This window comes from Pseudobutyrivibrio ruminis DSM 9787 (assembly GCF_900218035.1).
In the GTDB taxonomy this organism is placed as follows: Bacteria; Bacillota; Clostridia; order Lachnospirales; family Lachnospiraceae; genus Pseudobutyrivibrio; species Pseudobutyrivibrio ruminis.
The window spans coordinates 218844-235781 of the sequence record NZ_OBMR01000008.1 but is presented as its reverse complement, the minus strand read 5'-3'; the positions used below and the strand labels follow the sequence as shown (position 1 = coordinate 235781).

The following is a 16938-nucleotide window of genomic DNA, read 5'->3' as shown; positions in this document are numbered from 1 at the left end:
AAAGGAAACCCTTAATAAAAAGAGTTTCCTTCTACATATCTACAAAAATACTTTATAACCGTCAGCCTGAAGCTGCCCGTCTTTTTTCTCAACTGATTCTTTCTGCTCTACGATAAAATCGTGGAGTTTGCTTGCAAGGGCAGAGTCCGCCATAGCAAGCATCTTAACTGCAAGTATACCTGCATTTGCACCGCCATTGATGGCAACTGTAGCTACAGGTACACCTGTAGGCATCTGAACAATGGAATATAGTGAATCTACACCACCAAGGTCGCTAGTCTTCATAGGGATACCAACAACAGGCCCTTCGAATAATGCTGCACACATACCAGGCAAATGTGCTGCCTTGCCTGCTCCAGCGATAATAACCTGAACGCCTCTATCTTTTGCGCCCTTTGCATACTCAAAGAAAACATCTGGCTCACGATGAGCTGAGATAATTCTCATCTCGTAATCTACGCCAAATCTCTCAAGTACTTCTACAGCCTTTGCCATTACCGGCATATCGCTGTCGCTACCCATAACTATACTTACCTTTGCCATTCCATTATCCTCCTAGTTTATATCTCGCCAGTTACATCAACAAGCCTTAGTATCTCTCCACTCGACTAGAATGTCTCGCTTGAGAGATCTAAGAGCTTGTTGACTACTGGCTACTTTACATATCTAATGCCTTGTTTAACTCTTCTGTTCCTTCTACGACGAAGCGACCTTCGCGTATGATTGGAAGCTCACGGCCATCTGCTGTAATAACTGTGATATCCCCTAACTCATAGTAAGGAATTGTAATATCTGTGTGGCAATTAAAATATGCCTTTGAAAAGTCCGTCTTACGAAGTAGTGAGCAAGAATTGTCTCTTGCGATACATTCCTTGCCATCTGGATTGTACATAGGCACATCCTCGGCGTGAGAATAGCATGTATCACCTACTGCAAAGTGTGGACCTGTTTTTTCTGCTATAAGGATTGGAAGCTTATCTGCAATGGAGTATTTCTGTCCCATTACAAAAGCTCTGGTATTTGTTCCGATAGCAAACTCTCCCATAGGAAGAGTGTCATGCTTATGCAGAACATTATCGTAAATATATTTTTTATTTTCTTCTTCAGCGTCAAAATTGCTACATGTATATGAAACAATCTTGCCATCTTCAAACTTCATTTCAAGATTGCGGTATCCAAGCTCATTAAGATATACCTGAGTTACATGGAGAACACCATTTGTTCCCTCAAGCTCTGGGCTTGTAAATACCTCACCTACCGGAATATTTACATCTGCAACACAGTTTTCGAAATTAGTCTGGTGTGCAGGGTCATCTAAATGATGAAGCTTTACTGTAATATCAGTGTGATTGTCTCCACGACCTGTTACGTGAACCTTTTCACCCTGGTCTAATACGTCGATGATATGCTGCTGGATATTCTTATAAAGCTCATAATCCATTGTGTTTACAGCAACTGTCTCATTAAAGATTTCATTGAAATCCTTGCCAATCTCAGGAATAGGATAAGCTATGATTGTGAAGCTTCTTTCTTCTCCCTTGATGTATTGATTATTTATCTGGCCATTCTGGCTAGCATAATATACGTTAAGCTCATTTTGCTTGTCTGAATACGCTGCATTCGCCTCTCTATTAGCTGGTTCAAATGGAACCTCTCCAAATGTCTCGATGACAGCTGGGCCACCATATACTGCAGCAAGCTCCTTGTGCTTTTCAAGAGTATTCTTCTGAACCTCAAGGAATCTGTCTGCCATGCCCTTATCCCAATAGTACGCTCTATCATCCTTGTGATCATATTCACACTGTTTGTTAGGAACGCTTGAGAAAAGGTTGCGAGATGATGTGCCACCAAATCTAACAGTAGCAGCAAGGCCTGCTTCGTCGAAAAGGCGAATTGCTTCGCGAGTCATAAGCTCGAATCCAACTGGAGCATTGACACCAACTGTATCTTTAATAGAGATATCCTTGCCAGTTACCTCGAAGCCTTTGATATAGCCCTGAACGTAAGTCTGTGCCATAGCAACCACATCTTCGTGTGGAAGACTACGCAAGTGGGCTGCAATTCCAAGCTCATTTGGTCCGATATACATACCATATTTGTACATATATCTATCATCTGAAAGATTGTCCTCCATGATGATTCTTGTGTAGAAATCATATTCAGGATCAACCATTGATATAATCTGTTCTGAAAGGAACATCTGGCAATAATCATGCTTGAATGAGTAAAGAGCATTCAAAATGCTTTCACGACGATATTTGTCCTCATCCTCAATCTGGCACTCACCATATAGCTGAAGAAGAAGCTCGCAATAAATTGTAAACTTATCTACTCGTCCAGCAAATGCTGCCTCGATAATACTTGTAATAGAATAGAATGCTGCTGAAAGAGGTCCACCTATTTCCTCGCCAAGTTTTGCTACTGCGTATGTTGGGCACAAGAAGCTATTCTCATAATTGCTTTCTTCATAAATAGAAAAAATAGTTTTATTGTCTGCCTGACACTGCTCAAGAGTGCGTTCTGCAAGTGTCCCATCGATAGCTTTATTCATAATAGGAAGAACCATCATTACGAATTCAGCCACTTGATTAAAATACGCCTGAATATTTTCAGGTAATTCTTTATCTTCTTTTATCTGAGATATGCGCTCTGTAGCAAGCTCAAAGCGTTCCATTATATCATCAGATTCTTTATAAAAAGTACTGCTCATATACTAACCTCTAATCAATCCAATAATAAGTGTTGCAATCCAAACTATCATAATAACCGAGCTGATAGCAAGGCATACAACTCTGTATTTAAGCTCCGTCTTAGTCTTCATTTGGCCCACATTGTAAACAAATGCTCCAAAAGCTACGAGGAAGCCTAAAGTTCCAAGGCCGCCGCCAAGCCAGCGAGGTGTCTCCCCTGACATATAAACTGAGGCGGTAATAATGCCACCATATATAATTAGTGAAATCAACGAAACTCCTGCTGAATACATAGCTTCCATTGGCAATGCTTTTAGTTGATTGCCATAGGAGCTTCGTCTGTGAAAACGACTACGTGCCATTTACTGAACTCCATATTCCTTATAATATGCATCGATGCGTGCCTTCATATCGTCGTCGATAACAACTTTGCCCTGGCACTCTCTGTTGTAAAGATGCTCTACAACTTCATCCATTGAAACAATTGCGCCTGTTTTGAAACCGTATGTTTCTGCAACTTCATCAAGTGCTGTCTTTGATTTGTCTCCTGAAAGACCAACTTCCTGACGGTTTAAAGAAACCATAAGGCCAACAATTGTAACATCACCCTGAGCTCTAACGATTGGAACTGTTTCTTCCATGCTCTTGCCAGAAGTAGTAACATCCTCAATCATAACAACTCTGTCACCGTCAGAAATCTTGTAACCAAGAAGTGAGCCCATGTCTGCTCCATGGTCCTTTTCTTCCTTACGATTGCTGCAATATTTGATTTCCTTGCCATAAAGCTTGTAAAACGCTTCAGCTGTGATAACAGCAAGAGGAATACCCTTGTATGCTGGTCCAAATAGAACATCAAAGTCCTCGCCGTAAGCATCGTGAATTGCCTTTGCATAATACTCGCCAAGGCGCATAAGCTGGCTACCTGTAACGTAGGCACCTGCATTCATAAAAAAAGGAGACTTACGCCCGCTCTTCAATGTAAAATCACCGAATTTGAGGACGTCAGACTCCACCATAAACTCTATAAATTGTGACTTGTAGCTTTCCATACATTAATCTCCTATCGAAAACCCAAATATTTTTCAAAAACCTCTCAGATTGTAACATACACAGCCATTCATTTCAATTATATGTTAGAATATGAACATGAGAAAAAAAGAACTTGCTTTATTAGTAATTGAACGATTAGAAAAGGAATATCCATATAGTGACTGCACGCTAGATTACGATGATGCATGGAAGCTTCTGGTGTCGGTACGTCTTGCAGCCCAGTGCACAGATGCAAGGGTCAATGAAATAGTACCTCATTTATATGAAAAATTTCCAACCATCGATTCTTTGGCAAATGCTGATGTAAAAGACGTAGAAGAAATTGTTCGTCCATGCGGTCTAGGCAAATCAAAGGCAAAGGACATCGTTGCTTGTATGCGAATGCTTCGAGACACGTATAATTCTAAGGTCCCAGATACCATGGATGAGCTGTTAGCTTTGCCTGGCGTGGGCAGAAAATCAGCAAATCTCATTCTTGGAGATGTATTTGGCAAACCTGCAATAGTTACTGACACCCATGCAATTAGATTATCTAACAGAATTGGACTTGTTGATAACGAAAAGGATCCTACTAAGGTAGAGATGGCCCTTAGAAAAATAGTTCCACCAGAATCAGGCAACGATTTGTGTCATAGGCTTGTGGATCATGGTCGTGCCGTTTGCACTGCCAGGACAGCTCCTTACTGTGACAGATGCTGTCTCGAAGATATATGCAAAAAACGTATATAATATAAAGAAGCTTTGCTACAAGATTGTAACAAAGCTTCTTTTTTTATAACTGAATAGTATATTGTTTTTCAACTGATGTATATCCTCTGTTATCAGCAACCTTAATCCAAACAACATAAGTTCCTGAAACATTAGGATTATAGTTTCCATTTATCTGAATTGAATAATTCCATTTATCAATTTCTCTTCCATCGCTATATCTAGCACCAATATATTGTTCAAGAGCTTCAGCATCCATTCCAACATATCCGTGAATTATTCCATCCCCTGAATCCTGCTTCAAGTACTGTGTAGGTACAAGTGTCATCCATGGATTGTAAGCCGCTTCTTCTGTTGGATCATAGCCAATAAGCCCTGCATTTACATCAAGCTTAACAGCTGCTGGTCTACCAAGAGGACCTGGATTTGTAGCATCATCGTAAACAATTACAGGTGTGCCCGCTTTGCAATTATCATAAATCCACTTTAAATCTCCAACTGCCATACGAACACATCCCTGAGATGCGCCCTGTCCTAACATGTTAAATGCATTACCTCTAAGAGAGTTAACTGTAGGAGCTGCATATGGAACGGAATGGAAAAGAATATGACCATTAAATCTTATGGCATAACGTCCATAACTATTTCCAAAAAGCTGTCTCCACTCGTAATAATCTGAAGTAGCAAAAACTCCTGTTGGAGTATCCTCAATATTTGCTCCAACTGAGCATAAATAAGCCTTTACTGGTATTGTGTACTGTCCTTGAGCATCAAGAGACATTACAGTAACAACATTTGCCACACGGTTTACGTATAAAGCATATGGGGTAGCAGCTTTTGCTTCAATAGAAGTACTTCTGATACTAAAGAATAAAGATAAAACTAGTGCGATTGCGATAAAACTTTTTTTGCGTTTGAAAAACATATAAAACCTCTCTAAAAAAAACATACCTGAGGATTATATGAAGTTTTTTTCAACAAATCAAGTCCTATTATTATTTTTTTATGAAATTTTAGAAAATTTAGGATATTTATAACAAATAAGTGCTTATAAAATGTGAAAGAGACGCCAGCGGAGCGTCTCTTTCAAAAGGGAGAATAATGTTATGAAAAAATTGTATCTCTCTCGAGATGAGTATATATTAACTGAAAATTTTGTTCAAGTCGTGTAAAAGTTGTGAATTGTCTGTGAATTCTCAAATCTTACTGAATACTCTCTACTTTAATTGTATTTGTGTTACCTACGTTACCATCGATTGGGCCGCCAGTAAGAACTACGCGGTCTCCGTTCTTAAGGTTAAGCATCTGCTTAGCACGGCCAACTGCATGATAGAACATAACATCAAGTGATGTGAACTTATCAACGAGAACTGGTGTAACACCCCAGCTAAGTGCAAGCTTTCTCCAAACCTTTTTGTCTGTAGTCATAGCGATAACATCTACTGGACAACGGAAACGGCTAACACGCTTTGCTGTGTAACCTGACATTGTGCAAGCAACGATAGCCTTTGCCTCAACATCGATAGCCATTGAACATGTAGAGTGGCAAACAGCATCTGGAATAGAAGCGATTGCGATATCATCCTTGTGGAAACGACCATTGTAGTTGATGTCGTTCTCTGTAGTCTCTGCGATTTCTGCCATTGTAGCAACAGCCTGTACTGGGAATTTACCCTGAGCTGACTCGCCTGAAAGCATGATTGCAGAAGTTCCATCATATACAGCGTTAGCAACGTCAGAGATTTCAGCACGTGTAGGACGTGGATTTGTAATCATAGACTCAAGCATCTCTGTAGCTGTAACAACTCTCTTACCAAGCTCACGAGCTCTTGTGATAAGCTGCTTCTGAACTGCTGGAAGATTAACAAATGGAATCTCAACACCAAGGTCACCACGAGCAACCATGATACCGTTAGCAATTTCAAGAATCTCATCAACGTTGTCAACACCTGGCTGATTCTCGATCTTAGCGATAACTTCAACATCCTTACCACCATTCTCATCAAGGAATGTTCTAAGCTCAATCATATCCTGCTTTGTTGAAACGAATGATGCAGCGATGAAATCGATGTCGTTCTCAAGACCGAAAAGGATATCCTTCTTGTCCTGCTCTGAAAGGTATGGACCTGACATAACCTTGTTAGGGAAGCTCATTGACTTCTTGTTGCTCATAGTACCGCCGGCTGTACACTTTGTAATAACATCGTGGCCTTTGATTTCTGTAACTTCGAAGAATACGATACCATTGCAAACTGAAAGTACGTCACCTACGTTAAGATCCTTGTGAAGGTTCTTGTGAGTAACTGATACTCTAGTCTGATCACCTTCTACATCGTCAGTAGTGAAGATGAATGTGTCACCTTCGTTAACTGTAACTGAGCCATCCTTAAATGTTTTGATACGATACTCTGGTCCCTTTGTATCAAGCAAGATAGCGATTGGCATGTTGAGCTTCTTGCGGACTTTCTTAACTAAATCCATCTTCATGCCCTGCTCCTCATGATCACCATGAGAGAAATTCATTCTTGCTACGTTCATTCCGGCCTTAGCCATAGCTGTAAGAGTCTCCTCATTCATGCTGGCTGGTCCGATTGTACAAATAATCTTTGTCTTTCTCATTCTACAAAACTCCTCTATTTAGACTAAAACTTAGTTAACCTAAAAAATAAAAAAAATCCTCTCTATAATAGCATTAATTAAATTTTAAGTAAACATTTATCCTAATCATTTCTTATTATATATTAAAAAAAGTGTCCTGTGAAACTAATAATCACAGAACACTGTTTTTTAACTATTTGTTCATATTTTATGCCATGAGCATACGGAACATGTCAATTACCTGGTCCTTTGTAGCCTCACGTGGATTTCCTGGATAGCATGCATCATTAAGAGCATCTGTTGCAAGCTGGTCTAAGTCCTCTTCCTTGATCTTATCAAGAGTCTTTGGAATACCAACATCCTCAGAAAGCTTCTTAACAGCTGCGATAGCTGCATCACGGTACTCATCCTGTGTCATGTTATCAACACCTTCTACTCCCATAGCTCTAGCAACCTCGCGAAGTCTCTCCCCGGTATACTCGCGGTTGAATTCCATAGAAATTGGAAGGAACATTGCACATGCTACACCGTGTGGTGTGTCGTAATGTGCTGAAAGTGTGTGAGCCATAGCATGGTCGATACCAAGACCAACGTTTGAGAAGCCCATACCTGCAATGTACTGGCCAAGTGCCATACCCTCACGGCCTTCCTTTTTGTTTTCAACAGCATCGCGAAGATTCTTTGAAATAAGACGAATAGCCTCGAGATGGAACATATCTGTCATCTCCCAAGCTGCCTTTGTTGTATATCCTTCAATTGCATGTGTAAGAGCATCCATACCTGTAGCTGCTGTAAGTCCCTTTGGCATAGAAGACATCATCTCTGGGTCAACAACTGCAACGATAGGCATATCATTTGTATCTACACATACAAACTTTCTTTCCTTTTCAACGTCAGTAATAACGTAATTGATTGTAACCTCTGCTGCTGTACCTGCTGTTGTTGGAACTGCAATAATAGGTACACAAGGATTCTTTGTAGGTGCAACACCTTCAAGTGAACGAACATCTGCAAACTCTGGATTTGTAATGATGATACCAATTGCCTTTGATGTATCCATTGATGATCCGCCACCGATAGCAACAATACAATCTGCACCAGAAGTCTTAAATGCTTCTACACCATTCTTTACATTTTCGATTGTTGGATTTGGTTTGATATCTGAGTATAAGCCATAAGGAATACCTGCTTTATCAAGTAAATCTGTAACCTTAGCTGTAACTCCAAATTTAATAAGATCTGGATCCGAAGCAACAAATGCTTTCTTGAAGCCATGAGCCTTAATCTCATTTACTACTTCCTGAATTGCACCAGCACCATGATAAGATGTTGGATTTAAAGAAATTCTGTTAGCCATAACAATACACTCCTTTTTTTGTAACAAACATTGTGTTAAAAAAATAACACACCCTACGATTGATATTTTATCATCATAGAGTGTGTCAATATAAGTTACAGATATACGTATGTGTAACATTTTTATAAAATTCACAAATCGCTATAATAAAGGCTTTCTAGACCAATTCTATTTCTTTAAACAGCTTGTGTAACATATCTGGCATTGCATCTATCATCAAATCAGCCAGCTCTTCCTCAGACTCCTTCATGCCCTTCATAAGCCACTGTACAGTCATATAAATAGACGCCTGGCAATACATCTCAAGAAGCTTTCTCATATGCTTATCAAGATTCTCACCAGTCTTTTTTCTAATCAAATCACAATAGAACTCGTAAATCATAATGAAGTCATGATCCTTGAGATTGTTCTGATCATCGCCTTTGAAGCCTGCTGTAAAGAAAAGCCTTTCCTGCTTTATGTATGCAAACTTTTTGATTAGACCCTCACGAATAGTTTCGCCTTGGCCCATCTCTTTAAAGGACTGTTCCAGTAGCCTGTCAAAGTACCAGTTTATCAGGTCGTATTTGTCAATAAAGTTGCGATAAAAGCTTTGTCTCGAAACTCCACATACATCAACTATCTGTTTGACTGTGATGTTTTCCACTGATGTGTTTTTCATGCAGGTTTTCATAGCTTCTGCCAGCTTGTATTTGATGTCTGATTTCATAATAAAACCTCCCGCAATCATTTTAAATGACCTCGGGAGGTTTTACAATTATATATGTACTTATGCCAATAGCTTTCGAAACTCCTTTAGTCCTGCCACCTCGCCTGCAGCCACCATCTGAGCACCGATGTTGCCAAGTGCTGTGGCCTCTGAAGGGCCTGCAATTACAGTTTTTCCGGTGGTTTCAGCTGTGAGCTTATTCAAATATCCAGCCTTTGAACCGCCGCCAACTACGTTGATAATATTAAAATACTTGCCTGTAATCTTTTCTACCTCGTAGCAGGCCATTTTATAACATACAGCCAGAGACTGATAAATAACCTTTGCCAGCTCTCCTGGTGTTTCAGGAACCTTTTGTCCATGATTTTTGCAGTAATCCTTTACTGCATCAATCATGGAAGCTGGAGCCAAGAAAACTTCATCATTGGCATCCACTATAGAATCTATATCTGCTGCCTCTGCCATTTCACAAAGCTCAGCAAAAGAGTACTCCTGTCCTGCTGCAATCAGCTCATTTCTTACGGACTGAATCATCCAAAGCCCCATGATATTTTTAAGGAAACGGAAACGTCCTTCGTAACCACCTTCGTTGGTGAAGTTGGCTTCCATTGCCTCTTTTGTGCAGATGGCCTTCATGTTCTCACTACCTAAAAGTGACCATGTACCTGATGAAATATAAAGTACATTGTCAGATGTGTTTGGGACTGCAAATACAGCTGATGCTGTGTCATGAGTAGGTGGAAGCACAACCTTGCAGTCGAATCCCACTTCTGCCTTTACTAAATCTGAAAATGCGCCAATGGATGTGCCTGGTTGCTTAATCTCACCAAATAAATCTTTGTTAAAACCTAGCATTTCAATAAGCTCGTAATCCCACTCTTTTGTATCAGGATTTAAAAGCTGTGTTGTAGAGCAATTGGTATATTCATTTGACTTCACACCTGTCAGCAGATAATGAAGATAATCTGGTACCATCAAAAAGCTTTTTGCCCCATCCAAATAACCATCCTTTTTATCTGCCATAAGCTGATATATGGTATTGAAAATAGCCTTTTGAATTCCAGTGCGCTCATATAGCTTATCCTCAGGAATGATTTTATAAACCTCTTCGTCCATTCCAGCTGTTCTGCTATCGCGATATCCAAAGCATGGTCTAACCACATTATCTTTTTCATCTAAAAGAACATAGTCCACTGCCCAGGTGTCAATGCCCATTGAGGTCGGGATTTTACCAAGCTCCTTGCATTTCTTTAAGCCAATAATTATCTGTCTAAAGAGCTCCTCAATGTCCCATCTCTTATGACCATCCACCTCAATCATTCCATTAGAAAATCGATGGATTTCCTCTAAAACAACTTTGCCCTCTTCAAGATGGGCAAGCATATGCCTGCCCGAAGATGCCCCAATATCTACCGCTAAATAGTAATTTACCATTATCTTTCTCCAATAATATCGCTCTTCTTTTCGTATAAGCATTCTTCATTAATCTGAACACCAAATGGAGCATTTAATGCTCTAAACTCATCTGGCTGAATTGTCTGGCGCTTTTTGTTTGTCATAGAAAGAACCTTTACAAGAACCTCTGCAGCCTTTTCTACTGTGTGCATAAGACCGAATGCAATATCAAAATCAGTACCGCATACAAACATTCCGTGATGAGCCCAAACAGCTACATCCTTTGTTGCCATGATTTCAGATGTTGCAACTGCAATATCTCTTCCGCCTGGAACCATCCATGGTACTACGCCGATTCCCTGAGAGAATACGATTGGGCACTCTGTAGCCATCTCCCAGATTTCTCTTGTAAAGATTTCATCCTCAAGTGGAAGAACATATGTAAGTGCAATAACATTTGTTGGATGACAGTGATATACAACGCGAATCTCAGCATCTCTCTTCTTGCAAACCTCAAGGTTCATAAGGTGTGATGGAAGCTCTGATGTAGGTCTGCCGCCATTTACAAATCCCCAAACTATTCTATAGTTGACGCCTGTTTCATCTAACTCAATAATTCCAATTGAATCAGTTGGATCGATAGCTACATTTCTGAAATACTTTCCAGAGCCTGTCACAAGGAAATACTCTCCTGCTAAATCCTTAACTTCTGTTCCGATTTCTCTCCAATCACCTGGGTTGAACTCCTCTTTTACACTTTCTACTTCCTCTGGCTTGATTCTATAAGAAAGGTTTCCGCCATTGCGCTCATGCCAGCCTTGCTCCCAGCCGTCATTTGCCATTCTCATAAAACCTTCTACAAACTTTGCTTCTAATACTTTCATTTCTATTTCTCCTTTATCTAACTACTACTTCAACTGGTACGTTAAATACCTTTGCAACTTTTTTGATTGTTTCAATATGGTGACCAACTGCTGCACCAAAATGATGTGTAGGACCAGTCTCGCTCCATCTGGTTACAAACTCTGCAGCGCTGCAGCTAAATCTAGTACGCATCATTGTGTCACCGTTCTGAAGAATCTTTCCTTCTTCGTTAACACCCTCAGCAACTACGAACTTGAAGTGACCTTCGCCATCCTGTGTGATACCAAGGTAAGTAATAGGTCCTGTAGGTGGATAGAACTGTGTAAGATATCCGCCGCCTGTCTTGCCATGGAACACATCCATCATCTTCATAGTTGGCTTCTTAGCCTGTGAAATGGCTGCATCGCCAGAACCAGAATGACCAATAAGTGTAACATCATCGTTGAAATCGATGGTGTACATTTCAGCCAACTGACCTGTGCCAGAAATAGTCTTCAAAATGCTCATTGCCATAGCAACCTTCATATCTCCTTCAACAGCACAAGCAGTTCCCTGCTTTATCAACATAGAGAAGGCTGGGATAAGAAGGCTGTCCACTTTGCCAGCGATTCCCTTTGCAAATCCGTCATAGTGAGATGCTACGAGACCAAGCTGCTCGTCCTTAACCCACTGTTCAAAGGCAACAACATACTTTGCCATTTCCCATACTTTATCTACATCGCCACCACCAACAATGTCGAATGTATCTAAGATGTCCTCAGCCTTTGCTTTAATAACGGCCTCGTCTGTAATGTCATCTGCAATAGCCCAAATCTTTTCCCAGTCAAACTGCTTTGTGTAAAGCCCCATTCTTCTGTAAAGATTTGACTCATCAATATATAAATCCATCATGCCTGGATATGGACGTCCAATCTGGGCAATATTTGTATCTCTAAAACGACGTCGACAATTTGCTGCAAGACACCACTCATTTATTTCTCTTGCGACATTTTCATCTCCACCTTCTACAACACCAGTGATTACAGCGCTGCGCTTACCATAGCGATTAAGATCTGCCACCATTTCACCAACTGCACCGCAGGCATAGGCTTCTCCAAGCCACTCTGCTGTACCAGCTGTATCATAATCAAGTGCCTTAAGCTTCTGTATATTCACAAGGACTACAGGAACATCTAAATCCTTTACTGCTGGAAGCATGTTGTAGCTTGTTGCGTATGTAAGAAGCTGCATGAATACTAAATCTACATCTGCTGCTCTAAACTTATCTCCTGCGGCCTGTGACTGCTCCTTTGTTGTAACCACACCGCCATCGATTATTTCTACAGTGTCCGGAATTGACTTTTTAAAATCCTCAAACTGCTTTTCAAATTCTGGTACCAACGATGGAAACTGTGGTAAATATGCGCCAAGGGCGATAGAAAACACACCCACTCTTGCTTTTGTTTCTACTAACATCTTAACCCTCCTAGAACTTTATTTGCTCTTTATTTAAGCCTATAATATAATGATTTTACCGATGTAACTAGAACAGCAGATTATATATTATAGGACCTTATTTGACATTATGAGAAATGATATTTATGAACTTCTAAACCGAATAACAGACGAGGAGAAAATGATTCTTGAAGGGGATACCAGCATTAGAAAAGAACTGTATACCTCTGAGGATGAATTTGTAATAGATTCGGGAAAGCTTTTGGCACAAGGCAAGCTAATCGATATTCGCCCTCACACTAGATTTGCATATTTCCCTACACACAGACACAATTATATAGAAATGGTTTGTATGCTAAAGGGCCATTTAACAACTCATTTTGTGGATGGTGAAACTCTAACTCTACATGAGGGTGATATTCTCCTTTTGAACAGACATGCCAGACATGATATTGAGCCATGCGGTAAAGACGATATTGCAATTAACTTTATTATCTTGCCTGAATTCTTTTCCCGCACTCAAATATTCTATGATAGAAATGATATATTGAGAGACTTTATCGTAGCCTCCCTTTCTGACAGAAAAAATTACAACGACTATCTACTGTACCATGCTGCTGGAATCCTTCCAGTAGAGAATCTGATTGAAAATCTGATTTGGACTCTCACATATCACAAAAATGATATGAACACTATTGCTATGTCCACAATGGATTTGCTTCTGATGAATCTTTGTACTCTATCATCAGACACTTTAACTGATATGAGCCGGGGCAGTAACTCAATCACAATTCAGGCCCTTGAATACATTGATACCCATTTTGACAATGGCACACTGGATGAACTGGCTCAACTGACAGGGTATTCAATAGCCTATCTAAGCCGCCTTTTGAAACAAAATACCGGACTAAATTTCAAGCAGCTTCTCCAACAACGAAGGCTTCAGGAATCAGCATACCTGTTAGAAAGCACAACCCTTACAACAGAAAAAATCATAAAAAAAATTGGCTACGAAAACTCTGCATATTTCTACAGAATCTTCGAAGCCAAATATGGTCTATCGCCTAAAGAATATAGAATTAGATCAGGGCGATAAGACAGATTTTTTTAACCTATAATAATTCACAAATATAGCTTCCTTGAACTATTACCTCTTCACCATTAGGCTTTATCAATTTTCCAGATAAACCATCAGGCAATTTTACACTATAAAGACATTTATCATCCTCATAGTGCCAACCTACTTCAATAACTCCCTTTTCGGATTTATAAGAGACTTTTGCATATTGTAGCTGTTTGCTTGGTAGCGGATTTAATACTAACTCGTCAAATGTGTATTTTAGACCACAAACGCCCTCTATCAGCCACTCACAAATTGCTCCGTAGCTATAATGGTTTTGGGATGCTTTTCCATCCCATGTTTCCCAAACAGTTGTAGCGCCTTGACTTACTTCGTACAACCAACTTGGTTTTGTTTCCTGCAAAAGTAGCTTGTAAGCAGTTTCTACATAACCGTTATCGGCAAGCACTTTGCATAAAAAAGGTGTCGATAAAAAGCCTGTATTTAAATGAAAATCCATCTTTTCAACTAAGGCATCTAGTTTTTTAGCATTGATGCAAATATCTTTCTCATCTAAAAGCCCAAAAGCGATTGGCCTTACGTAGTCCTTTTGTCGATCCGATTCAATGACTCCATTTGGAATAAAGCGATGTTGATATGCCTTTTTTGCTCCTTGGCTTATCTTCAAAAATTCTTTTGCATCTTCATGCTTTCCAATGATATCCGCCATTTCAGCTAAGAGCCTCGCAGAGTAGCTTAAATAAGCAGTTGCGACTCCACTCTTACCTTTCATATCTACTCCACTTGCAAATTCTATATCTGGTTCAGCCCATTCTCCATAATCAAGTCCTGATGTAACGTCATAAAAACTGTCTAAACTGCCGCTAAGAAGTTTTTTTATACAGCCTTTTTTAGCTCTTTTTCTGAGAAACATGAGCCACTTTTTCATTGCCTCATAGTTTTCACGAATAATCGACTGCTCACCATATCTCTTATACAAAGTGTGTGTAACAATAATAATTGCATCTCCCCATCCAGCAGATGCAGATAAAAGCTTTCCAAAGAAACTTTCCTCATTGTTTCTTGGTACGATATTTCTAACAGCTCCAGATTTATATTGATTTGCTCTGCAACTTGCCAGCCATTTTTCATAAATTCGTCTACAATCCATTAAATATAGACCAGTATTCACGAAAATCCCTGCGTCACCAGTCCAACCTGCTCTTTCTCTAGTCGGACAATCCGTTGGTATATCGCAGAAATTTCCCTTCATGCTCCACATTGCATTTTGGAACAACGTATTGAGCTTTTCATTGCTTGACTCAAAGCTTGCTGTTTCTTCCATATCTGAATACACAGCAATTGCCTCAAACACTGCATCCTCTAATAAAATATCTGTTTCTATTAAACAATATCTGAATCCGAAAATAGAAAAATGTGGTTTGTAAGTATTTTTGCCATCATGAGCTGTATACTCAATTCTTTGAAAAATACCACCTTCTTTGTGACGTTCTCCAGGTTGAAAATTTTCAATAGTAAGCTCACCATTTTCATCTAGAGTTTCACCATGAGTCAATATGATTTTTTGACCAGACTTTGCATTAAATGTCATCTGAACATATCCTGCAATATTTTGACCAAAATCTATGACCGTTTTTCCAGATGGAGTTTTTATTTGCTTTCCCTTAAATCTTTCCTTCTCAACAATATGAGGATTATCAGTAAATATTAGATTGTTAAAGGAATAGTTCTTCTCGTATACATGCGATTTGTTTTCTTGTACGGTTTTAGAACAATCAATTACTTCTCCCTGACACATATCCGCAGACACAATTTCAGAATGAGGATAAGTCTCCCATGTATTATCAGTCTTCACCATAATAGTATCTTCCGAAGAAATCCACGCCAAAAGCCCTATATGGGTTCCAAAAAGATTTCTTGCGCCAGTAACACCTGCTGCACTTCGATACCAACCATCTCCAAGCAATACCTTAATAGTATTTTTACCTTTCCTCAAAAGACCTGCAACGTTATACCTTTGAACATATAGTTCCTTTTCGTATTCAGATGTGCCTGGAGCAAAAACAAAGTCTCCTACTCTATGATTATTAATGTATGCCTCATAGCATCCATGGGCTGTGATAAATAGTTCCTCGTTACCATTTATAGTTTTTACATCAAAAGACTTTTCCACCCACTTTGGTCTTTGTCTTTTTTCTGTATCAATTTCCTTTTCTGGTTCTATCCAATGTACTAAATTCGATTTTAGTATTCCGCTAATGTTCATTAGAATAATTCTCCTGCAAAAATGCTATACTTTTCTCCAAAGATTCAACGGGATTATTGTTGACCCAATTTCTATGGCTCTCAAGAATAATTGCATCAACATTTTTTATACAGTCCAAGCCAAGAATCCTTTTTAATGGCATATTACCATGCCCTAACTCTATTGAATCTGATTTAAGAATTGGAGTAATTGGAACTTTTTTCAATCTTGTCCCTCTATCATTAATGTGATAAAGAACCAATCGCTCACCCAGTTGTTCCATCAATGGAATAAAATCAACACCAGCTTCTGCAGGCCAATATGAATCAAATTCTACCTTAACCAAATCAGGATCCGTATCCTTAAGTATCATTTCATATGCCGTATATTTATTATCAACCTTCAAAAATTCCACATTATGGTTGTGATATAGTAATTGCAAATCTGATTCATGTAGTCTCGCGCCTACTTTGTCCAATCTTTTTGCTAAAGACTTTACATCATCATAATTACCATAATCAAATCTGTACATTCCAGTTATTACTATTTTGTTTGTGTCTAATTCTCTCGCCTTTGAAATAACTTCATCAATTCTATTTTCCAAACTTCCTAAATCGGCATGAAGACTAGTAGCTTTAAGTCTACTTTCCTTTAGCATATCGGGCCAATATATATTGGCCCCCTTACCAACCGGCATACCTGCCATTTTTGTAAGTAATCGAACTATAAATGGTGTACTCTCAATCATAAATAGATTCAATTCTATTCCATCGTAACCAACCTGTTTTATTCGTTTCAAAGTACTTA

At 39.3% G+C, this 16938-nt stretch carries 15 protein-coding genes; 2 read left to right on the top strand and 13 right to left on the bottom strand.

The features are described 5' to 3' along the window. Nucleotides 1–39: 39 nt before the first annotated feature. The 4 genes from purE to pyrE form a co-directional block, all read right to left on the bottom strand. Nucleotides 40–543, bottom strand: coding sequence for a 5-(carboxyamino)imidazole ribonucleotide mutase (gene purE / locus CRN97_RS09835; RefSeq protein WP_097076761.1), 504 nt, complete (start codon nt 541–543; stop codon nt 40–42). A 115-nt stretch (nt 544–658) separates the two neighbouring features. Beyond that, nucleotides 659–2710, bottom strand: a complete 2052-nt coding sequence (locus tag CRN97_RS09830) for an aminopeptidase (protein ID WP_097076760.1) — start codon at nt 2708–2710, stop codon at nt 659–661. A 3-nt stretch (nt 2711–2713) separates the two neighbouring features. Further along, nucleotides 2714–3052, bottom strand: a complete 339-nt coding sequence (locus CRN97_RS09825; protein WP_097076759.1) for a hypothetical protein — start codon at nt 3050–3052, stop codon at nt 2714–2716. Continuing rightward, nucleotides 3053–3739 (bottom strand): orotate phosphoribosyltransferase, encoded by a 687-nt coding sequence (gene pyrE, locus CRN97_RS09820; RefSeq protein WP_044936070.1) that lies wholly within the window; start codon nt 3737–3739, stop codon nt 3053–3055. Nucleotides 3740–3836: 97 nt separating this feature from the next. On the opposite strand from pyrE, the gene CRN97_RS09815 reads away from it, so the two are divergent. Continuing rightward, a complete protein-coding gene (locus CRN97_RS09815; RefSeq protein ID WP_097076758.1) occupies nt 3837–4469 on the top strand; it encodes an endonuclease III domain-containing protein in 633 nt (210 codons plus the stop codon). 43 nt (nt 4470–4512) lie between these two features. Here CRN97_RS09815 and CRN97_RS09810 read toward each other — a convergent pair whose 3' ends face one another. From CRN97_RS09810 to CRN97_RS09780, 7 genes are all read right to left on the bottom strand, one after another. Then, nucleotides 4513–5373, bottom strand: a complete 861-nt coding sequence (locus CRN97_RS09810) for a L,D-transpeptidase (protein WP_179670733.1) — start codon at nt 5371–5373, stop codon at nt 4513–4515. A 278-nt stretch (nt 5374–5651) separates the two neighbouring features. Next, nucleotides 5652–7067: a pyruvate kinase gene (pyk, locus tag CRN97_RS09805; RefSeq protein WP_097076756.1), complete on the bottom strand. Its 1416-nt coding sequence runs from the start codon at nt 7065–7067 to the stop codon at nt 5652–5654. A 187-nt stretch (nt 7068–7254) separates the two neighbouring features. Beyond that, nucleotides 7255–8403 carry a lactaldehyde reductase gene (fucO, locus tag CRN97_RS09800; RefSeq protein ID WP_097076755.1) on the bottom strand — a complete coding sequence of 383 codons (1149 nt, stop codon included), beginning with the start codon at nt 8401–8403 and terminating at the stop codon, nt 7255–7257. 157 nt (nt 8404–8560) lie between these two features. Further along, on the bottom strand, nt 8561–9112 hold the full coding sequence (locus tag CRN97_RS09795) for a TetR/AcrR family transcriptional regulator (RefSeq protein WP_097076754.1): 552 nt from the start codon (nt 9110–9112) through the stop codon (nt 8561–8563). 60 nt (nt 9113–9172) lie between these two features. After that, on the bottom strand, nt 9173–10546 hold the full coding sequence (gene rhaB / locus CRN97_RS09790; RefSeq protein WP_097076753.1) for a rhamnulokinase: 1374 nt from the start codon (nt 10544–10546) through the stop codon (nt 9173–9175). Beyond that, a complete protein-coding gene (gene rhaD / locus CRN97_RS09785; protein WP_097076752.1) occupies nt 10546–11391 on the bottom strand; it encodes a rhamnulose-1-phosphate aldolase in 846 nt (281 codons plus the stop codon). Before rhaD ends, rhaB begins: the two co-directional genes overlap by 1 nt. 13 nt (nt 11392–11404) lie before the next feature. Continuing rightward, nucleotides 11405–12826, bottom strand: a complete 1422-nt coding sequence (locus CRN97_RS09780) for an arabinose isomerase (protein ID WP_097076751.1) — start codon at nt 12824–12826, stop codon at nt 11405–11407. Nucleotides 12827–12935: 109 nt separating this feature from the next. Here CRN97_RS09780 and CRN97_RS09775 point away from each other — a divergent pair, with 109 nt between their 5' ends. Beyond that, nucleotides 12936–13901: an AraC family transcriptional regulator gene (locus tag CRN97_RS09775; RefSeq protein ID WP_097076750.1), complete on the top strand. Its 966-nt coding sequence runs from the start codon at nt 12936–12938 to the stop codon at nt 13899–13901. Between the two features lie 16 nt (nt 13902–13917). On the opposite strand, the gene CRN97_RS09770 is transcribed toward CRN97_RS09775, so the two are convergent. Next, a complete protein-coding gene (locus tag CRN97_RS09770; protein ID WP_097076749.1) occupies nt 13918–16152 on the bottom strand; it encodes a family 78 glycoside hydrolase catalytic domain in 2235 nt (744 codons plus the stop codon). Next, complete coding sequence (locus CRN97_RS09765) at nt 16142–16930, bottom strand: sugar phosphate isomerase/epimerase family protein (protein WP_242962058.1); 789 nt, start codon at nt 16928–16930, stop codon at nt 16142–16144. Before CRN97_RS09765 ends, CRN97_RS09770 begins: the two co-directional genes overlap by 11 nt. Between the last annotated feature and the right edge of the window lie 8 nt (nt 16931–16938).